This window comes from Pseudomonas sp. ICMP 10191, assembly GCF_001467335.1.
Lineage (GTDB): Bacteria > Pseudomonadota > Gammaproteobacteria > Pseudomonadales > Pseudomonadaceae > Aquipseudomonas > Aquipseudomonas cerasi.
On record NZ_LKGW01000090.1, the window covers coordinates 35005 to 54549 of the forward strand.

Annotated in this window: 22 protein-coding genes; 12 read left to right on the forward strand and 10 right to left on the reverse strand. The window is 60.5% G+C overall.

Going from position 1 to position 19545, the window contains the following annotated elements; translation table 11 throughout:
- Nucleotides 1-13: 13 nt before the first annotated feature.
- From AO388_RS07965 to nrdR, 3 genes are read right to left on the reverse strand one after another with little or no spacing between them, the layout of a single operon-like run.
- Nucleotides 14-676, reverse strand: coding sequence for a riboflavin synthase (locus AO388_RS07965; RefSeq protein WP_003317049.1), 663 nt, complete (start codon nucleotides 674-676; stop codon nucleotides 14-16).
- Nucleotides 677-723: 47 nt separating this feature from the next.
- Nucleotides 724-1824 (reverse strand): bifunctional diaminohydroxyphosphoribosylaminopyrimidine deaminase/5-amino-6-(5-phosphoribosylamino)uracil reductase RibD, encoded by a 1101-nt coding sequence (ribD, locus tag AO388_RS07970; RefSeq protein WP_161937163.1) that lies wholly within the window; start codon nucleotides 1822-1824, stop codon nucleotides 724-726.
- 41 nt (nucleotides 1825-1865) lie between these two features.
- The gene (gene nrdR / locus AO388_RS07975) at nucleotides 1866-2330 is read right to left on the reverse strand and encodes a transcriptional regulator NrdR (protein ID WP_003317051.1); all 465 of its coding nucleotides are present in this window, start codon (nucleotides 2328-2330) and stop codon (nucleotides 1866-1868) included.
- Between the two features lie 176 nt (nucleotides 2331-2506).
- On the opposite strand from nrdR, the gene AO388_RS07980 reads away from it, so the two are divergent.
- The 3 genes from AO388_RS07980 to trxA all read left to right on the forward strand — a co-directional run bounded on the left by AO388_RS07980 (nucleotide 2507) and on the right by trxA (nucleotide 4726).
- Nucleotides 2507-2956, forward strand: a complete 450-nt coding sequence (locus AO388_RS07980; RefSeq protein WP_003368930.1) for a hypothetical protein — start codon at nucleotides 2507-2509, stop codon at nucleotides 2954-2956.
- A complete protein-coding gene (locus AO388_RS07985; protein ID WP_003368932.1) occupies nucleotides 2953-3606 on the forward strand; it encodes a class I SAM-dependent methyltransferase in 654 nt (217 codons plus the stop codon). Before AO388_RS07980 ends, AO388_RS07985 begins: the two co-directional genes overlap by 4 nt.
- 247 nt (nucleotides 3607-3853) lie before the next feature.
- Nucleotides 3854-4726: a thioredoxin gene (gene trxA, locus AO388_RS07990; protein WP_003431771.1), complete on the forward strand. Its 873-nt coding sequence runs from the start codon at nucleotides 3854-3856 to the stop codon at nucleotides 4724-4726.
- 54 nt (nucleotides 4727-4780) lie between these two features.
- Here trxA and AO388_RS07995 read toward each other — a convergent pair whose 3' ends face one another.
- Nucleotides 4781-5134 (reverse strand): hypothetical protein, encoded by a 354-nt coding sequence (locus AO388_RS07995; RefSeq protein WP_054081931.1) that lies wholly within the window; start codon nucleotides 5132-5134, stop codon nucleotides 4781-4783.
- A 61-nt stretch (nucleotides 5135-5195) separates the two neighbouring features.
- Nucleotides 5196-5618, reverse strand: coding sequence for a nuclear transport factor 2 family protein (locus tag AO388_RS08000; RefSeq protein WP_003431775.1), 423 nt, complete (start codon nucleotides 5616-5618; stop codon nucleotides 5196-5198).
- Between the two features lie 299 nt (nucleotides 5619-5917).
- On the opposite strand from AO388_RS08000, the gene AO388_RS08005 reads away from it, so the two are divergent.
- The 5 genes from AO388_RS08005 to AO388_RS08025 all read left to right on the forward strand — a co-directional run bounded on the left by AO388_RS08005 (nucleotide 5918) and on the right by AO388_RS08025 (nucleotide 9875).
- Nucleotides 5918-6505, forward strand: a complete 588-nt coding sequence (locus AO388_RS08005; RefSeq protein ID WP_003368941.1) for a DUF2796 domain-containing protein — start codon at nucleotides 5918-5920, stop codon at nucleotides 6503-6505.
- Nucleotides 6506-6574: 69 nt separating this feature from the next.
- Nucleotides 6575-7285 carry an ABC transporter ATP-binding protein gene (locus tag AO388_RS08010; protein WP_003368944.1) on the forward strand — a complete coding sequence of 237 codons (711 nt, stop codon included), beginning with the start codon at nucleotides 6575-6577 and terminating at the stop codon, nucleotides 7283-7285.
- 1 nt (nucleotide 7286) lies between these two features.
- Complete coding sequence (locus tag AO388_RS08015; protein WP_003368946.1) at nucleotides 7287-8552, forward strand: ABC transporter permease; 1266 nt, start codon at nucleotides 7287-7289, stop codon at nucleotides 8550-8552.
- Between the two features lie 8 nt (nucleotides 8553-8560).
- Complete coding sequence (locus tag AO388_RS08020; protein ID WP_003431776.1) at nucleotides 8561-9085, forward strand: DUF3299 domain-containing protein; 525 nt, start codon at nucleotides 8561-8563, stop codon at nucleotides 9083-9085.
- Nucleotides 9086-9188: 103 nt separating this feature from the next.
- Nucleotides 9189-9875 carry an OmpW/AlkL family protein gene (locus tag AO388_RS08025; protein ID WP_003368950.1) on the forward strand — a complete coding sequence of 229 codons (687 nt, stop codon included), beginning with the start codon at nucleotides 9189-9191 and terminating at the stop codon, nucleotides 9873-9875.
- Between the two features lie 275 nt (nucleotides 9876-10150).
- Here AO388_RS08025 and AO388_RS08030 read toward each other — a convergent pair whose 3' ends face one another.
- From AO388_RS08030 to AO388_RS08045, 4 genes are all read right to left on the reverse strand, one after another.
- Entirely contained in the window at nucleotides 10151-10645 is a 495-nt protein-coding gene (locus tag AO388_RS08030; RefSeq protein WP_003368952.1) for a hypothetical protein, read from the reverse strand.
- Nucleotides 10646-11002: 357 nt separating this feature from the next.
- Entirely contained in the window at nucleotides 11003-11929 is a 927-nt protein-coding gene (locus AO388_RS08035) for an NAD-dependent epimerase/dehydratase family protein (RefSeq protein ID WP_058416276.1), read from the reverse strand.
- Nucleotides 11922-12806, reverse strand: coding sequence for a sugar nucleotide-binding protein (locus AO388_RS08040; RefSeq protein ID WP_003431778.1), 885 nt, complete (start codon nucleotides 12804-12806; stop codon nucleotides 11922-11924). Before AO388_RS08040 ends, AO388_RS08035 begins: the two co-directional genes overlap by 8 nt.
- Nucleotides 12807-12959: 153 nt before the next feature.
- A complete protein-coding gene (locus AO388_RS08045) occupies nucleotides 12960-15278 on the reverse strand; it encodes a mechanosensitive ion channel family protein (RefSeq protein WP_003431779.1) in 2319 nt (772 codons plus the stop codon).
- Nucleotides 15279-15568: 290 nt separating this feature from the next.
- Here AO388_RS08045 and AO388_RS08050 point away from each other — a divergent pair, with 290 nt between their 5' ends.
- On the forward strand, nucleotides 15569-16387 hold the full coding sequence (locus AO388_RS08050) for an alpha/beta fold hydrolase (protein ID WP_058416277.1): 819 nt from the start codon (nucleotides 15569-15571) through the stop codon (nucleotides 16385-16387).
- Nucleotides 16388-16435: 48 nt separating this feature from the next.
- Here AO388_RS08050 and AO388_RS08055 read toward each other — a convergent pair whose 3' ends face one another.
- Nucleotides 16436-17284 carry an ureidoglycolate lyase gene (locus tag AO388_RS08055; protein WP_003368960.1) on the reverse strand — a complete coding sequence of 283 codons (849 nt, stop codon included), beginning with the start codon at nucleotides 17282-17284 and terminating at the stop codon, nucleotides 16436-16438.
- Nucleotides 17285-17604: 320 nt separating this feature from the next.
- Here AO388_RS08055 and AO388_RS27270 point away from each other — a divergent pair, with 320 nt between their 5' ends.
- The 3 genes from AO388_RS27270 to AO388_RS08075 are packed head-to-tail and all read left to right on the forward strand — an operon-like array spanning nucleotide 17605 to nucleotide 19514.
- Entirely contained in the window at nucleotides 17605-18405 is an 801-nt protein-coding gene (locus AO388_RS27270) for an energy transducer TonB (protein WP_083515781.1), read from the forward strand.
- A 10-nt stretch (nucleotides 18406-18415) separates the two neighbouring features.
- Nucleotides 18416-19108 (forward strand): MotA/TolQ/ExbB proton channel family protein, encoded by a 693-nt coding sequence (locus AO388_RS08070; protein ID WP_003431782.1) that lies wholly within the window; start codon nucleotides 18416-18418, stop codon nucleotides 19106-19108.
- A 1-nt stretch (nucleotide 19109) separates the two neighbouring features.
- Nucleotides 19110-19514 (forward strand): ExbD/TolR family protein, encoded by a 405-nt coding sequence (locus AO388_RS08075; RefSeq protein ID WP_058416278.1) that lies wholly within the window; start codon nucleotides 19110-19112, stop codon nucleotides 19512-19514.
- Nucleotides 19515-19545 lie beyond the last annotated feature (31 nt).

A 19545-nucleotide genomic window follows, 5' to 3' on the forward strand; every position in this document is an offset into this window, starting at 1 on the left:
CCCTTCAATCAATTCAGGATTTGAGGTAGCCGTTCTCGGCCAGGAAGCTTTCGGTGATCGTGCCGTGGCCCGGCTCGGCGGCCTTGTCACCCAGCAGCAGGCGCTCCAGATAACGCGCCAGCAGGTCGACCTCCAGGTTGACCTTACGGCCGGGCTGGTAGTCGGCCATGATCGTTTCGCTCCAGGTATGAGGCACGATGGTCAGTTCGAACTCGGCGCCGTTGACCGAATTGACGGTCAGGCTGGTGCCGTCGACCGTAATCGAGCCTTTGTGGGCGATGTATTTGGCCAGTTCGCGTGGCGCACGCACCGTAAACTGAATGGCGCGGGCGTTGTCCGCACGGGCGACGATTTCGCCCACGCCGTCGACATGACCGCTGACCAGATGGCCGCCCAGACGCGTAGTCGGGGTCAGGGCCTTTTCCAGGTTGACCCGGCTGCCGCTCTTGAGGTCGACAAAGGCGGTGACGGTCAGGGTTTCCCGGCTGACATCAGCCCAGAAGCCATCACCGGGCAATTCGACGGCGGTCAGGCATACGCCATTCACGGCAATGCTGTCGCCGAGTTTGACGTCGGTCAGGTCAAGCTTGCCGGTTTCCACATAAACGCGGACGTCGCCGCCTTTCGGAGTCAGGGCGCGGATGCTGCCAATGGATTCGATAATGCCGGTAAACATGGGTCCTCCGGGAGAACAAGGGCTGCGCGCTAGGCGAAAGCCGGGAATTATACGCCGGGTGTGCGCACAGGGAGAGCGATGACTCGCCAGTCATTACCGACAGCACGCATTTCCACAATGTTCAGTTCAAGTGCCTCGCTCATCTGCGCCAGGGGCAGATCGAGCAGCGGGCGGGCCGATGAGCCGAGAAACTTGCCGGCGATGAAGAGCTGAAATTCGTCGACCAGCCCGAGACGCGCAAAAGCCCCCGCCAGTCGCGGACCGGCCTCGACCAATACTTCATTGACGCCACGCGCGGCGAGTTCGCCCATCAACCTGCGCAGGTCCACATGACCGGCGCTGTCGGCCAGAGCGAGCATTTCGTGGCCCTCTTCCTGGTAGCGACCTCGCGCCGACGCAGCGGCACACGTCACGACCAGCGCACTGCCTGCCTGGAAGAACGGTGCATCAAGCGGCACACGCAAACGGCCGTCGATCAACACGCGCAACGGCGGGCGTGCAGCGGCCAGTGAGGTCAGTTCGGCATCGAGCCCCAATTCATCAGGGCGTACGGTGAGACGAGCCTTGTCGGCCAGCACCGTATCGGCGCCGCTCAGCACCACACTCGACTGCGCACGCAGACGCTGCACGGCAGAGCGCGCCTCGGGACCGGTGATCCACTGGCTTTCACCGCTGGCCATCGCCGTGCGGCCATCCAGGCTCATGGCCATCTTGACCCGCACGTACGGCAGGCCGGTTTCCATGCGCTTGAGAAAGCCTTTGTTCAGCGCTCGCGCTTCGCTTTCCAGCACACCACATTGAACGCCGATACCGGCATTCATGAGGCGCAACAGGCCACGGCCGGAGACTTCGGGGTTGGGGTCCTGCATCGCAGCGACAGCCCGCGTCACTCCGGCTTCGATCAGTGCATCGGCACAGGGCGGTGTGCGCCCCTGGTGACTGCACGGTTCGAGGGTGACGTAAGCGGTCGCGCCTCTGGCCAGCTCGCCAGCCTGGCGCAAGGCATGCACTTCGGCATGCGGCTCACCGGCCCGTACATGCCAGCCTTCGCCAACGATCCGGCCTTCACGCACGATCACGCAGCCGACTCGCGGGTTGGGATGCGTGGAGTACAGCCCCTTGCGCGCCAGCTCGAGTGCTCGCGCCATGTAATGAACGTCGAGAGCCGCCTGTTCAGTCAGCAATGCATTTATTCCTTGCCCGGCTCGCGGGCCAGACGGTCGATTTCTTCACGGAATTCGTTGAGGTCCTGAAAGCGGCGGTACACGGAAGCGAAGCGGATGTAGGCCACTTCGTCGAGCTTCTGCAGCTCGGTCATGACCAGCTCACCCACCACCAGCGATTTGACTTCGCGTTCGCCGGTCGCGCGCAGCTTGTGTTTGATGTGAACCAGGGCCGCTTCAAGGCGTTCGACACTCACCGGACGCTTTTCGAGCGCGCGCTGCATACCGGCGCGCAGTTTTTCTTCATCGAAAGGCTGGCGGCTGCCGTCCTGTTTGATCAGACGCGGCAAGACCAGTTCGGCAGTTTCGAACGTAGTGAAGCGCTCGCCGCAGGCCAGGCACTCGCGTCGGCGGCGTACTTGCTCGCCTTCGGCGACGAGGCGGGAGTCGATGACTTTGGTGTCATTGGCACCGCAGAAGGGACAGTGCATGATGGCTGGCAACGAAAGAATGGGGAGCGCCATGTTAGCGCATCCTGCCGGCAAGACAAGGCTGAGGGTTTACGGTATATAGACGCGCATTAAAGCGGTGTGAAATTGTCCGGGCTCGGTAATACTGCACGCTTGGCGTCACCCAGCCTTTCGAATTTTGCCTTGTGGAGCTCTTGATGACGTTACGCCCCGCTTTTCTACTCTGCTTCATCGGCTTGCTGGCCGCGTGCAGCAGCAATGACGCGCCGAAACCCGTTGCGCCGCCACCGGTCGCACCGTCGATCAAGCTGCCCGCCGGTCCAGGGCCGTTGCAGCCGTACCAGCGAGAAATCAGCGGGCAGTTGCTGGGCGTACCGGCCGGCGCCGAGGTCGAGCTGGCGATGCTGGTCATCGACGAACGCGGACGTCCGCAGAAGCTGCTGACCAACACCCTGCTCAAGGGTAACGGTCAATCATTGCCGTTCCAGCTGCGCTTCAACCCGGAAGCCTTTCCGGTCGGCGGACGCGTCGAGTTGCGTGGCCGTGCCAGCCAGTCCGGGCAGTTGATTCTGCATCTGCCGTCGATGCGCATTGATCAGCCGGTGACTCAGGCCCTGGGGCAGTTGCAGTTCGTCAAGGCGCCATGATCGCTCCGCAACATCTGCAACACGCGCTGAGCGAACTGCTTGGCGACGCCCGGCTGGCAATTACTTCGCTGCCGGGCACAGATCTGAAGCTGTGGCTGATCGACGATGCCAACATGGACCGCGCCTTCAGCCCGGATGAAACGCGGCGCATTCTGGAAGATCCACCGTACTGGTGCTTTTGCTGGGCCAGCGGCCTGGCTCTGGCACGCTTTCTGGCTGAAAACCCGCACTGGGTGGCCGGCAAGCGGGTACTGGATTTCGGTGCGGGCTCGGGTGTGGCGGGCATTGCCGCGCTCAAGGCAGGGGCGCTTGAGGTAGTGGCCTGTGATCTCGACCCACTGGCGCTCGCTGCCTGCCGGGCCAATGCCGAACTCAATCAGGTGCCATTGAGCTACTCGACGGATTTCTTTGCCGAGGCGGACCGCTTCGATCTGATTCTGGTCGCCGACGTGCTCTACGACCGCGCCAACCTGCCGCTGCTGGATCATTTCCTCTCCCGAGGCCGCGAGGCACTGGTGGCCGATTCCCGCGTGCGCGACTTCAGGCACACTGCCTACCAGCGTCTGACAATGCTGCATGCGCACACCCTGCCGGACCTGGCCGAACCGCACGAGTTTCGCGACGTGAGCCTCTATCACGCGGCGCGGTGAGCGCTCAGCCAGACGGTCTCTGCAGGAGCGAACTTGTTCGCGAAGACGGTCGTTCAAACGATAAATCCCTTGGAGCTCTCCACCCCTTTCACGAACAAGCGAGGCGTCGCCCGGCTCGCTCCCGCGGCCTTCGGCCAGCATCAGGAGCAATGAGTGCGGGAACGATCATGTCCAATAGACGACGCCGCTTTCAGCATTGTCCTGCGGGCTTTATAGTTGGCAGCATTCAGATTCTTCGAGACGTGCAATGAGCCAGGAAACTGCTTACATTTTCGACGCAACCGCCGCGAACTTCGATCAACTGGTGATCGACAAGTCCTTCGACCAGCCCGTGCTCGTCGATTTCTGGGCCGAGTGGTGTGCGCCCTGCAAGGTCTTGATGCCCCTGCTGCAACAAATCACCGAGAGTTATCAGGGCGAGTTGCTGCTGGCCAAGGTCAATTGCGACATCGAGCAGGACATCGTGGCGCGCTTCGGCATTCGCAGCCTGCCTACCGTGGTGCTGTTCAAGGACGGCCAGCCGGTGGATGGCTTTGCCGGTGCACAGCCCGAGTCGGAAATCCGCAAGATCCTCGAACAACACGTAGTCATGCCGCCACCGCCAGCCGCCGACCCGCTCAAGCAGGCACAGACGCTGTTTGCGGAAAGTCGTTTCGCCGAAGCCGAAGCACAGCTCAAGGTGCTGTTGGGCGAAGACAACACCAATGGCGCCGCGCTGATTCTGTATGCGCGCTGCCTGGCCGAACGGGGCGAACTGAGCGAAGCCAAGGCCGTGCTGGATGCGGTCACCGGTGATGCACACAAGGCAGAACTGGCAGGTGCCAAGGCCCAGCTGACGTTCCTCGCGCAAGCCGCGACCCTGCCGGACGCCGCCGAACTGAAAAGCCGTCTTGCACAAAACCCTCAAGACGATGAAGCGGCACTGCAACTGGCGATTCAGCAGTTGTCGCGTCAACAGTACGAAGCTGCGCTCGAGGGCCTGCTCAAGCTGTTCATCCGCAATCGCAATTACGCCGAGGGCCTGCCGCACAAGACGCTGCTGCAAGTATTCGACCTGCTGGGCAACGACCATCCGCTGGTCACGGCGTACCGTCGCAAGCTGTTTGCCGCGCTGTACTAATGTACAAAGCAACAGGCACCGCTCGGGTGCCTGTTGTTGCCGAGCACAGTCAGGTCATGTCGCTTCGACCCAACTGTACAGCGGCGCATCTCCGCCGCTCTCGACTTTCACGTTCGCCGAGTGGCGCAAGCGCACCAGTAGATGCTTGCCCGCTGCGGTGCTGCCCGCCAACCCTTCCAGTTGCCCCAACAGATCCGGCCCACTCATCTGCCCGGCCTTGTACAGCAATTCCTGAGCGACTTGCCAGAGCCTGTCGTCCTGATTGAGCGGCTTGTTCTCGGCCACGGCGGCGGGTACCTCCGGGGCGGCTGCCTTGAGCTGCGCGCCCAGTTGCGCCCAGTCCCCTTCGTCCAGTTCAAGGGTCAAATCCACCGGCCATTGGCCTACGGTTCCACGAATACGCAACATGATGTGCACCTGTTGACAGTCAGGCGTACATGCTCCCACAGGCTGGCGCGCATTCCCATGATCAACCGTAACGCCACGGGTTGAGGACCGGTTCCTTGCCGTTCATGAAATTGCCAAGCGCCCGCACGTCGTAGACGTTTTCCCAGTACTCGATAATTCGGCCATCGCGAAACCGCCACAGGCCGCAAAACGGCATGATGATTTTCCTTCCCCCGCAGCTGGCGCGCATCTCGCCCAGCACCGAGCCGAAGTGATCGTTGGCGACGATGTCGTGGACATCCATGTACAGGGTCTGATGCGTCCGCCTGATCAGATTGATCTGGTGGGAAAGTACTGCCTCCCGGCCGATGGCTATGGACAACCCACCGCCAGCGCCTTGATCCGCCTTGTGCAGCACGATGTCAGCGTCGGCGAATTCGGTGATACGTTCCATATCCTTGTACACAGCACGCAGGACTTCCCTGTTCGAATGGAGCTTGTTCATGAGTATCTTCCCTGATGTCGCACTCGGCCCAGGTCGAGCGCAGGCCCTGGCTGGGATGAAAACCTTCCTGCGCATCCGGCGCAGGTGTAGCGATTTTCATCTTCCAGAGTAGGACTTGGTGACGCTAAGTGTGAGACTACTTAGGCATAAGCCCCTGACCGGGTATTCCCGGTAAGACCGTCAATAGCGCTTTGCTGAAGCCCGGTCTTCCGGCGCCTGGATAAAAACACGTCCACGCAGGTCGCCACTTGTTATAAGATCACATAACAGTTTTTCCGATTATTGTTCTGGAGCCCGCTATGCGCCGTCTGCTACTCGCCCTGCCTTTCGCCCTGTTACCACTCGTTGCTGCGCACGCTGCCGAAGAACACGACCACGATCATGGCGATGAACATGGCAGCCTGGGTGCGCACGAGCACGGCGTAGGACGCCTGGATGTGGTGCTGGAAGGCAAGACGCTGGAGTTCGAATTTGACAGCCCGGCCATGAACATCGTCGGTTTCGAGCACGTTGCGACCTCGGATGAAGACAAGGCCAAAGTCGCCAAGGCCCGCGAGTTGCTGCTCAAGCCCAACGCCTTGTTCAGCATTGCCGATGCCGCCAATTGCTCGGCCACTTCGGTGAAGCTGGAAAGCCCGCTGTTTGGCGACAAGGATGACGATCACGATGAACACGCCAAGGACGGCGAAGCCGATCATCATGAGCACAGCGAAATTCACGGTCACTACAAGTTCGTCTGTGACGCACCGGCCATTCTGAAGAAGCTCGACCTGTCGCAAATCTTCATAACCTTTCCCGACACCAAGAAGCTTCAGGTACAACTGATTTCGCCAGGTGGCCAGTCAGGCGCAGAAGTGATCGCAGCCAACCCGACGCTGAAATTCTGATCGCACCCTGCGGTACAACGACCGGGCCTGGCCCGGTCTTTTAATTTCCAACCGAGCGTGAGTCAGCCCATGACCCAAGCACTGATCGAACTGTCGGACCTGCGCTTCAACTGGCCCGGCCATCCGCAACTGCTGGACATCCCCGAATTCCGTCTGCAAAGCGGCGAAACCCTGTTCCTCAAAGGCCCCAGCGGTAGCGGCAAAACCACATTGTTGGGCCTGCTGGGCGGTGTGCAAAAACCGGTCAGCGGCAGCATTCGCCTGTTGAACCAGGAACTGTCGGCCCTCTCTTCGGCCGCGCGTGATCGCTTTCGCGTCGATCACACTGGCTACATCTTCCAGCAGTTCAATCTGCTGCCGTTTTTATCGGTGCGGGAAAACATCGAACTGCCCTGCCACTTTTCCAGCGTGCGTGCCGAACGTGCCAGACAACGCCACGGCAGCGTCGAGAAAGCCACCACCACCCTGCTCGCCCACCTGGGCCTGAAAGACCCTGCGATGCTGGCACGCCGCGCCGACTCGCTGTCCATCGGCCAACAGCAGCGTGTTGCTGCCGCCCGAGCGCTGATCGGTCAACCGGAGCTGGTGATTGCCGACGAACCTACGTCTGCGCTGGACGCAGACTCGCGCGAGGCGTTCATTCGCCTGTTGTTCGCCGAGTGCCGCGAGGCCGGGGCCAGCCTGCTGTTCGTCAGTCATGACCAGAGCCTGGCACCGCTGTTTGATCGCAATCTGTCGCTGAGCGACCTGAATCGCGCCGCCGTCGCCGTGGAGATTTGAGATGTATCTGTTTCGTCTGGCCATGGCCAGCCTGGCCAATCGCCGTTTCACCGCGTTCCTCACTGCCTTCGCCATTGCCCTGTCGGTTTGCCTGTTACTGGCCGTCGAGCGGGTACGCACCGAAGCGCGCTCCAGCTTCGCCAGCACCATCAGCGGCACCGACCTGATCGTCGGTGCGCGCTCCGGCTCGATCAACCTGTTGCTGTACTCGGTGTTCCGCATCGGTAATGCCACCAACAACATTCGCTGGGACAGCTTCGAGCACTTCGCCAACAGCAAGCAGGTCAAGTGGGCGATCCCGGTTTCGCTGGGCGACTCCCATCGTGGCTACCGGGTGATGGGCACCAGTGAAGCGTATTTCGAGCATTATCAGTTCGGTCGCCAACAGCACCTGGAGATGGCCGAAGGACGCGAGTTCAAGACCGATCCCTTTGAAGTGGTGCTGGGTTCGGAGGTCGCCAAGGCGCTGCATTACAAGCTGGGCGACAAGCTGGTCCTGGCGCACGGTGTCGCCGCGATCAGTCTGGTCAAGCATGACGACAAACCGTTCACCGTGGTCGGCATCCTCAAGCCGACCGGTACGCCGGTGGACCGCACGCTGCATATTAGTCTGGGCGGCATGGAGGCCATTCATATCGACTGGCACAACGGCGCCCCGGCACGCGGCAACGAGCGCATCTCAGCCGATCAGGCGCGCAATATGGACCTGACGCCGACTGCGATCACTGCCTTCATGCTGGGCTTGAACAGCAAGATTTCCACCTTCAGCCTGCAACGCGAGATCAACGAATACCGTGGTGAGCCGATGCTGGCGATTCTGCCCGGCGTGGCACTGCAGGAGCTGTGGAGCCTGATGGGCACGGCGGAAAAGGCGCTGTTCGTGATTTCGCTGTTCGTGGTACTGACCGGGCTGATCGGCATGCTGACCGCAATTCTTACCAGCCTCAATGAACGGCGCCGGGAAATGGCCATCCTGCGCTCGGTCGGCGCGCGTCCCTGGCATATCGCAAGTCTGCTTATACTCGAAGCCTTCGCCCTGGCGCTGGCGGGTGTCATCAGCGGCCTTGCGCTGCTCTATATCGGCATCTTCGTGGCCCGCGACTACGTGCTCGACAACTACGGTCTGTACCTGTCGTCTATGCCACCTGGCCAATATGAATGGACATTGCTCGGTGCCATTCTCGGCTGCGCGCTGTTGATGGGAACCGTGCCAGCCTGGCGAGCCTACAGGCAGTCACTGGCCGATGGACTGTCGATTCGTTTATGAGGACCTTCATGATGCGGCGCATGCTACTCACTCTGCTGTTCTCGGTTACCACTCAAGTGTGGGCCGCCGAGCCGCGTGAGCTGACCTGGAATGACATGATTCCACCCGATGCACCTGTGGTGAAGCCGGTAACGACTCCGCTTCACGATATGTCCAAGCTGTCCGATGCACTGGCCATGGAGGCAGCGCCTGCGGCTCACCAACTGGCGCCGCATGCGCCGGTGGTCAAGGCACTGGACGGCAAACTGGTGCGTTTACCGGGCTACATCGTGCCGCTCGAGGTCAGTGAGGAAGGCCGGGTGACGGAGTTTTTGCTGGTGCCGTATTTCGGCGCCTGCATCCATGTGCCGCCGCCACCGGCGAACCAGATCGTGCATGTCACGAGCGAGCTGGGTGTGAAGGTCGATGAGCTGTATCAGCCGTACTGGATCGAAGGACCGATGCAGGCCAAGTCGTCTTCCAGCGAACTGGCAGAAGCGGGTTATCAGATGCAGGCAGACAAGATTCTTGTCTACGAGTTGCCGGATTCATAAGGATCACGAGGTTCCCAGCGATTTCATTGAGCTGAGTCAAAGTCGCCGCTCGACAGCGCTTTAACATTACGCCCATAAATTTTGACTGATCTCTGGAGCCTCCATGCACAAGCATCTGCTACGCGCGTCCCTTGTCGCGCTTGCCCTCACCGCCCCGGTCGCGGCACACGCCTACGAGCCTGGCGACTTCATCGTTCGCGCCGGTGTCGCGCACGTTCAGCCCAATGAAGACAGCGGCGAAGTGCGCCTCGACGGCACCAAGGTTTCCGGCACCAAAGCGACTGTCGACGGCGAAAACCAGCTGGGCCTGACCTTCGCCTACATGCTGACCCAGCACGTCGGCATCGAGCTGCTGGCCGCCACACCGTTCAGCCACACTGTGTCGGTCAAAGGCCTCGGGCCTGGCCTGGATGGCAAGCTGGCCGATATCAAACAACTGCCGCCGACGCTGTCGTTGCAGTACTACCCGATGGAACCGTCGTCGAAATTCCAGCCGTACGCTGGCGTGGGCATCAACTACACCACGTTCTTCGATACCGACCTGACCGGCAACCGCAAGGATCAGGGCTTCAGCAACCTCAAGCTCAAGGACTCGGTCGGCCTGGCCGCACAGCTGGGCATGGATTACATGATCACCGACAACGTACTGCTCAACGCCTCGGTCTGGTACGTCGACATCGATACCAAAGCAACCGTGGACGGCCCGTCAGCCCTGGCCGTCGGCAAGACCAAGGTCGACGTGGACATCGACCCGTGGGTGTACATGGTGGGTGTGGGTTACAAGTTCTGACCTGAACGTCTTAAGCGCCACAAGCACAAAGGCGCCCTTATTGGGTGCCTTTGTTTTTTGCGGGAGCTGCTGACGCTCGTGCCAGTGCACAACGCTTATCGGTTCTCAACAGTTCGCGGATGAGCAGAGCATCTTTCGATCCGCTCTTCCCCCAAGTGGTGAAGCTGTATCAAAGAAACTCAAGCCCTGTTCAAGTTGCCTCTTCGCACCTCGAAAAACTGCCTTGAGGAGGTAAAATGGCCAGACTCTTGAACGTCTTTTCGGGCCGAAGCTTATTATGCCTGCTCGACAGTATCCTCAATTCTGAATACGCCATCACCGACATAGGTGATCGCCAGCGGCTTATCATCGTCAATTCCCTCTGGCAATTTCAGGTCGTAATTAGCCGTCAGGAACTGCTCCGGAATCATCGGCTCAACTATGCCCGAGGAACGAAGAAAGGTGCTGATGCCGTACACCAGCACACCTACGGAAGCGATAGGACCTGGGTAAAGTTGAAGAAACTGAAGAAACGTTAGCCCGGTCAGATAGTCGATACGAACAGTGTCAGGGCCAAATATGATAAAAGCGCCCCCAACTACAAACAGCAGCAACCCAATAAGACTCAAGAGGAGTGACGTCAAAATGACCGGTGCGCTATCGGTTTCCTTTTCAGTAGAAAGATAAGCCAAATATGCTTCAATAAAGCCCGGTACTGCGATCTCTCCCGGCACTTGGTGCACGTTGACCTCGCCGAGATTTTCTACCTCTAGTTCATCTTCGTCTTGCATGCCATGCGTCCTTCATAAGAATGACGATGGATACTAGAAGCCATTGAAATTGCTGAACACCTTAAAATCATCAATTACAAAAAATGCAGAATGCTCCTACATATTCGGAAGCTAAATCCTGCGCAACCAGCCAATAGATCTCACACCAGCGTTGGGCCGCAGGCAATTGGTAGCTGACACCATTTGCCGAAACAGGCAGTAAAACCCGTGCAGACGGTGCATCGGTGTAACCGAGGCCGCATATTCCAAAGCCTCAGTCCATCGCAGTCGTCATAGCCTTCCATGCTCTGGTGCATAAGCACCTTCTTCAGGGCTGATTGAGGCACGGATAACGACAAGCACTTAGCGCGGGACTCACTATCCCATCAACAACTCAAGCCCACGCACCAGTGGCGTTGGCTCGTCGATGGTGAAGTGCTCCAGCAAGCGCTGGTTGCTCGCGCGGGAATGCTTGATGTCGCCCGAGCGCGGTGCCTGATAGCTGACTTCCGGCTGTTTGCCGACCACTTGCGAGAGTGCCGACAGCAACTCATTGAGCGACGTGGTCTTGTTCAGACCGACGTTGATCGCGCCTTCGATGGCGCTGTCTCGTGACAGAGCCTGCAGCAGCAGCTTGAGCAGATCGCCCACGTAGTAGAAATCCCGCGTCTGCTCACCATCGCCAAACACACTGATCGGCAGGCCTTTGCGGATACGCTCGGCAAAGATGCTGATCACGCCGGAGTACGGCGACGATGGGTCCTGGCGTGGCCCGAAAATGTTGAAGAAGCGGAAGATCACCGGTTCCAGGCCATGCTGGCGACGGTAGAAATCCAGGTAGTGCTCGCTGGCCAGCTTGTCCGAGGCGTAAGGGGTCAGCGGTGCCTTGGTGGTGTCCTCGGTGATCGCTTCGCCCTCACCGTTATTGCCGTACACCGCCGCGCTGGAAGCAAAGATCACCCGTTTGATGCCCGCTTCGCGCATGGCTTCGCAGACATTCAACGTGCCGATGAAGTTGCTCTGGTGGGTGCGCACCGGGTCGTCTACCGACGCCTGCACCGAGGCCACTGCCGCCAGGTGCACGACGGCCTTGCAACCCTGCGCCGCGCGCTTGACCAGGTCGGCATCGGCCACGTCCCCTTCGATCAGTTCGACCTGCGGGTTATCGAGCGGCAAATTGCTGCGCTTGCCTGCCGAGAGGTTGTCGAGGATACGCACGGCCTGCCCACTGGCAAGCAATGCGTCGGTCAGGTGCGAGCCAATAAAACCCGCACCTCCAGTGATCAGAACAGGAGCGTCAGACATGTCGATAATACCGATCCAGCAGGCTTGGCAGACCGGCCCGCCAGGCGCGGGGCTTGATGCCGAAAGTGTGGAGAATTTTCTTGCAGGCCAAGACCGCGTGCTGCGGTTCTTCGCCTGCATCGGGGCGCGCGGCGTGGGCCTGCGCAGTGGGCGATTCGATAGCCAGCGCGTGCAGCAGACGCGCTTCGGTGAGCACTGCCTGCCCCAGCGCCAGCGGCGTGGTCGCCTCGTGTCCGGCGTAGTGGTAGGTGCCCCACAGCGGCGCTTCGCAATCGAGTTGCTTGATGACCGAAATGATCACCCGCGCCGCATCGTCGACCGGCGTCGGGTTGCCGCGACGATCGTCGGCGAGCAGCAGCTCTCCGGGTTCTTTCGCACGCGAGAGAAAGCGGCCCAGCACCCCATCGGTGCTGTCATCCAGCAGCCAGCCGAAACGCACCAGCACATGTTGCGGGCAGGTCGCACGAACACTTTGCTCGATACGCCACAGGGCCTGACCGCGCAGGCCCAGAGGTACAGGCTCGTCTTTTTCGCTGTAGGCCGTCGCGCGGGAACCATCGAACACACGATAGCTGGACGGCTGAACCAGCGTGATGTTGTGGTGCTGACAGAGTTCGGCAAGACGCTCGACAGAGCGCTCCTGATGAGTCAGGCGCGCTTCACTGACGGTCTCCGCCTGAAACCAGTCGAAGTAGTAAGCAAGGTTGATCAGGGCATCGGGACGGGTGTCATCAAGCAGTTGCGTAAGGCTCGCCACGTCCCAGCCGTCTTGCGGTGGACGTGGTGCGAGGAAACCAATGTCTTCCTCGGCACCCAGACGAATCAGCGCCTGCCCGAGGGCATTCCCGCCGCCCAACAGCATAAGGCGCATTCGCATAGAGTCAGCAGGCTCGGTATCAGATAATCAAACGAACAATTGAAAAACGCCTGCAAACATAACACGTTGCCTGCCAACCCCCAACAGTTGCGCAGCCTGGCGGGTTAATGACGCCGCGACAAAGCGTTGCAGCGTCCGCGCATGTCGGTTGAGTTACTGAGCTGCCGGCCCCGGCGTGCTGTTGCCCTTGGACAGACTGAGCGGCGCGGGCGCAGGCGCAGAAGGTGTCGCCATGGCAGGGTCCGAGGGCGCGGGTGGCCCTTCGGCTTCGACACCAGCCTGCGGATTATTGAAGCCCGGCCCCATGACCATCTGTGGATAAGTCTGCGCAAAGCGTACGCTCGGATTCTTGTCCACAAGCCGCTTGAGACGCTCGTTGAACGCACGTCCCACCGCGTACTGACCGCCCGAAGAGGTACGAAATTGCGCGGTCAGCACCACGCCATTGAGGTCCATGCGGTCGACGCCGAAGACCTCCAGCGGTCCCTGCAGGTTGTGCTTGAGCAGGATGTCTTCGCTGATCGACTGGCCGGTCTCGCGGATCAGCGCCAGTGCGTCATCGATGTCCGAGTCATAGGTGAACTGCACCGAGAAGAACGCATAAGCGAATTGCCGCGACTGGTTGGTAACGGCCTTGATCTGCCCGAACGGCACCGAGTGCACGAACCCCTTGCCGTCACGCAGGCGCACGGTGCGAATGGTCAGGCTTTCCACCGACCCGGAATGGCCGGTACTCAGCACCACCCAGTCGCCCACCGAAAAGGTGTCCTCGATGATGATGAACAGGCCGGTGATCACGTCCTGCACCAGTTGCTGCGAACCGAAACCGATGGCCAGACCGACGACCCCGGCACCCGCCAGCAGTGGTGCCACGTTGATGCCCAAGTTGGCCATGGTGGTGATCGCACAGATCACTACCAGAATGATTTTTACCGCATTACGCAGCAGCGGCAGAATGGTTTTGACCCGAGTGCTTGGCTGGCGACCGCTGCGATGATTGACCGGCGGTTTCAGGGCTTCCTGAATGGCGGTGTCGAGCACCACCCACAATAGCCAAGTGACGACGAAGATCAGACCGATGCTGCTCAGTGAATCACTGATCACCCGGCCAAGGGTGTTGCGCTGGGCAAACTCGAACATCGAGAAGCCCCAGATACGGCCCAGGATCTCGATGAACCCGATGGCCAGCGCGATACGCAGCACCGCATACACCAGGCTCAACAGACGCGCCTTGTACACATGCCCGCCGCGACCCAGGGTCTCGGTCGGTTTGAACAGGTGCTGGAACACGGTGCTGAGGAACACCGTGGCAATCAGCAGAATGGTAGTGAACAACGCACAACGCAGCGCTTGCTGACTGTCCTCACCGGCACCGATGAGGTTGATCGCCGAGACCAGAATCATCAGCAGGATCGGCAGGTGCCACAGCTTGGAGAATATCTTCAACGACTGTTGCAGCGCGGGCCGTTGCAGGCGACTGCTCAATGAGCGGTTACGGATCAGGTGGGCCACCGGGCGACGCACCTTGATGATCAGCATGCAGAACACCACCGAGGCGAACAGCCCGGTAAACACCGCAACACTGGTGGTGACGTTACTGCCCAACTGGCGGGCGATCTGCGGACTGGTCAACGCGTCACTCAGCGCCGCGAGGAAGCCGACCACGAACAATGGCCTAGGCGCGTAGCGGCGAATCATGCGCACGGCGGCACGCTTGTGGCCGAAATTGAACATCACGATCACGCAGAGCAGCACCGAAGTCGAGACGATGCCGCTGCTGGTTGCATACGCGAAACACAGTGCCAGCGCACGGCCTACCGAAGACGGCATGAAATGGCTGACGTAAAGGGTCAACGGCAGGCAGACGATGGCTGGCAGGGTAAATGGCAACACGTACTTGAGCAGCGCCTGACTGCGTGCGCGCACCCGCATGAACGGTGTGCGGCACAAGCGTACGGCGAGAAAACGACCCAGCGTGGTCAGAACCGCAAACGATGCGATCCATACAAAAGACAGGGCGAGGAAGTCCCCGGCGACGCTCCATGGGGAACGAGTAGTGCGTTTGTTGACCAGCTTTTCCAGCTCGTCGGCGGCACGATCGGCACGCAGTTGCCAAGCGTCGAACAGATTGTCATCCAGGTTGAGCTTTTCCTGGACGTCATCGATGCTGGTACTGATGGCGCCGAGTAACCCGCCCTGCACCAGCAACTCGGGAGCCTCGGCCGCAGGCTCTGCACCATCAGCCGGTTTCGCATCGGCCTTGTCCTTGTCCGCCGCCTTGTCATCCGCTTTCGGGGCGGGTTTGTCAGCAGCCTTGGGGTCGGCTTTGGGGTCAGCCTTTTCAGCAGCCTTGTCATCTGCCGGCACCGCCGCGCCCATCGGTAATGCAGGTACATCGGCCGCCTGGAGATTGAAACTGCCTGCGAATAACAGCAGACCCGAAAGGATCAAGATTTTCAGCTGAGACGCCACGCAGTTTTCTCCTTCAATGGGCAAGTCAAACCATGGACAGGGCAAGGCAAGCCTCGACCCCAATGAACTGATTCCCGTATGCGCGGCAAGTTCGGTTTCGGCAGGAAATACGATGAGGCAATGTTTCAGAAAACCGCGGTTGGGCAGTACGCTCAGTCTTCTCGACTGAACTATGCAAAACCCTCACTGCCGGAATTATCGGGAGCTGCCGAAGGCGTGCACCCGCCTGCGCACCAAAGCGCTCGCCCGATAACCCCGACATCGAGAACCTGACATCGAGAGGAATCTGCATGAGCACGTTCAACACCAAAGATGGCACCGAGATCTATTACAAGGATTGGGGCACGGGCAAACCGGTCCTGTTCAGCCACGGCTGGCCGCTGGATGCGGACATGTGGGAATACCAGATGGAATACCTGAGCAGCCGGGGCTATCGCACCATCGCCTTCGACCGCCGCGGGTTCGGTCGTTCCGGTCAGCCGTGGACCGGCTATGACTATGACACCTTCGCTGACGACATCGCCGATCTGATCGAACACCTCGATCTGCGCGAGGTGACACTGGTGGGTTTCTCCATGGGCGGCGGTGACGTCACCCGCTATATCGCCAAACATGGCAGCAAGCGGGTGGCCAAACTGGCGTTGCTGGGCTCGGTCACACCGTTCTTCCTCAAGACCGCTGACAACCCGGAAGGCGTCGACCAGTCCATATTCGATAGCATCATGGCAGGCCTGCTCAAGGACCGCGCCCAGTTCATCAGCGACTTCGCCAGCACGTTCTATGGCATAAACCACGGCCAGAAAGTCTCCGAAGGCGTACAGACGCAAACGCTGAACATCGCCCTGCTCGCCTCCCTCAAGGGCACGCTGGATTGCGTGACAGCGTTCTCCGCAACCGACTTCCGCCCGGACATGGCAAAAATCGATGTGCCGACCCTGGTGATTCATGGTGACGATGATCAGGTGGTGCCGTTCGAAGCCTCGGGCAAACGGGCTGCTGCGATGATCAAGGGTGCCGAACTTAAGGTGTATTCAGGAGCACCGCACGGGTTTGCAGTGACCCATGCAGAGACGCTTAACAAAGACCTGCTGGCGTTTGTGCAGGGCTGACAGTTTGCATGACAGGGAGCCGATTGCCAGCTCCCTGCTGGCAGCGGGTCAGTCGGCCGGAACGGTCAACTGACTCTGCTCGCCCAGCCCCGTGATCCCCAGACGCATGCGTTGCCCTGCACGCAGGAAGACAGGTTGTGGCTTCACGCCCAGTCCCACACCCGGCGGTGTCCCCGTCGAGATGACATCGCCTGGTTGCAGGCTCATGCAACGGCTCAGGTAGGCGATCAGTTGCGGCACACTGAAAATCAACGTGCGCGTATTGCCATTCTGATAACGATGGCCATCCACTTCCAGCCACAGGTCGAGCGCGTGAGGATCGGCAATCTCGTCGCGAGTCACCAGCCACGGACCTAAAGGGCCGAAGGTATCGAAGCCTTTGCCCTTGTCCCAGGTCCCGCCGCGCTCAAGCTGCCATTCGCGCTCGGACACATCATTGATCACGCAATACCCGGCTACATGCTCCATGGCATCGGCTTCGTCGATGTAACGTCCGCCCTTGCCGATGATCACGCCCAGCTCGACCTCCCAGTCGGTCTTGAGCGAACCACGGGGGATCTGGACATCATCGTTGGGACCGCAAATAGCACTGGTCCACTTGTTGAAGATGATCGGTTCCTTCGGCACGTCCATCTGCGACTCTGCCGCGTGGTCAGCGTAGTTCAAGCCTATGCAGATGAATTTGCCGACCTGCCCGACACACGCCCCGATACGTGGTTGGCCCGAAACCAGCGGCAGGCTGGCAGGATCGATTGCCGCCAGGCTCGCCAGACTGGCCGGGCTCAGTGCCTCGCCCGCGATATCCCTGATGTGCGCAGACAGGTCGCGGATCTGGTTGTTGGCATCCAGCAGCCCGGGTTTCTCCAAGCCTTTTTCACCGTAACGTAGCAATTTCATCGAGTTCTCCCGTTTCTGTCCAAGGTGTGAACCGCGGATCAAGAGGGTGACGCCCTGTTGCCCAGCCTGCGCGGCAATACGTTTTCGTGTCAGTACGAACCTGGCAAGTCTGGACAGATAGCATTGCAGCAAATGCCTTGCCTAATGAAATTTACGAACAATTGCGCGACAAGCCGGGTTCACTTTCAACAGCAGAAAACCACGATCACACGGCGGCGGTCATAATTAATACACACAACGAGTATTAATATCAGCTCCAGTTGAAACGAGCCTCTCGCCAACACGACGGGCTTGTATTCTTTCACGGGTGAGCTGAATTCATGTCAACGCTGATACTGTCCCGCCGCTTACCGCCGCGTCAGCTACGCCACTGGCCCCATCAGCCTGTGGGTAACTGCAACGTTGCCCCTTCGTCGCTTGTCGTCCAGCAGCACAGCCACAACGCACCACGCACATGGCCGCACGCCGCATTGGCGATTGCACTGGCGATCGGGTTGCATGCCGCGTTGGCAGCGTGGCTGATGGCCGATCACCCGCAAGCGCCCGAGCCGACCCCGCCNCCGCCGCCCGTTGCGCCGCCGGTTGCACAACCGACGCCGCCCGAGCCAGCACCGGAGCCGCCTGCGCCTGCGCCAGCTCCCAGGCCGGAGCCAGCCCCCACGCCAGCGCCTCCTGAGCCCAAACCTGCCGAGCTACCCAAGCCCAAGGCGCAGCCCAGAACCGCACCAAGCAAACCTGTCGCCAAACCTGCTGCGCCGGCGCCTTCCATCGCGGCGCCCACACCGACGCCTGCTGCAGCGTCAGCGCCAAGACCTGCGCCAGCGGCATCACAGACCACCACCGCGCCCATAGGCCGCGCCGGTTACCTGAACAATCCGCCACCGGTCTACCCGCCCGCCGCCGCCCGCCGCCATCAGGAAGGCACGACGATGCTGCGTGTGCATGTGCTGCCCAACGGACGTACCGACCAGGTGCAGGTGCTGCAAAGCAGCGGCGTCCCGGCGCTGGACGACGCCGCGCAGGCAGCCGTCCGGCAATGGACCTTTATTCCCGCCAAACGCGGCGACACCCCGGTAGAAGGCTGGGTCAACGTCCCCATGGCTTTCAAACTCGCACCCTGAGGCTCACGTCATGAACACTGCTTACTCCGTACTCATTACCCAATCCTCAATGGCCCTGCTGGTGATTTTCTCGCTGGTGACCTGGGCGCTGCTGCTCGGCAAGACCTTTCAGCACTGGCGACTGACCCGGCAGAACCGACGCTACGCCACGCAGTTCTGGGCCGCCCGCGACCTCAAAAATGCGCTGCACCTGCCGAACAGTGAAGGCAGCCTGGCGCGCCTGACCGATGCCGGCGCGCAGGCCCTCGCCGCGCCCCACGACTCGCCGGACCTGGGCCACAGCTGGAACCGCCAGGACTTGCTCGAGCGCAGCCTGCGCCAACAGATCCACAAGGAACGTCGTCGCCTGGAGAGCGGCATGATCCTGCTGGCATCGATCGGCAGCACCGCGCCCTTCATCGGCCTGTTCGGTACGGTGTTCGGGATCATTCATGCACTCACTGCGATCAGCCAGGCCAGGTCGGCGAGCATTGCGGTGGTCGCCGGGCCCATTGGCGAAGCGCTGGTAGCGACCGGCGTCGGCATCGCCGTCGCGGTGCCTGCGGTGCTGGCCTACAACTTCTTCGGGCGGCGTCTGAAGCTGGTGATCGCGGACCTTGAGGAGTTCGCCGTGGATTTCCTCAACCTCTCGCAACGCAACGCCTTCCGGCTGCAACCCGACCATCGCGACAAGACGGCCCCGAGCCTGAAAGGAGTGAGCTGACATGTCCTTCTCCACGTCCAATGATGACGATGCAATCAGCGACATCAACATCACGCCGTTGGTGGATGTGATGCTGGTGCTGCTGGTGACCTTCATCGTCACCGCACCGCTGCTCAATAACGCCATACCGCTGGCCCTGCCGCAGACCGTCGCCACCACCTCACTGGATCAGGCCGACCCGGTGGTGCTGAGTGTCGACGCCACTGGCGGCGTGTTCATCGACAGCGAAGCTGTAGCGCTGGAGCAACTTCCGGAGGCGCTGCAAGCCCTGCACAGCAAAAACCCGGACGTCGCCGTCAGCCTGCGCGCCGATCAGGCGACGGGTTACGGCCGCGTGGCGCAGGTACTGGCCGATGTGCAGAAGGCCGGCATCAGTCGCCTGTCGGTGATTACCGAAAGCCCCTGAAACAAAAACCTGTCGTTAACCACATGACCCG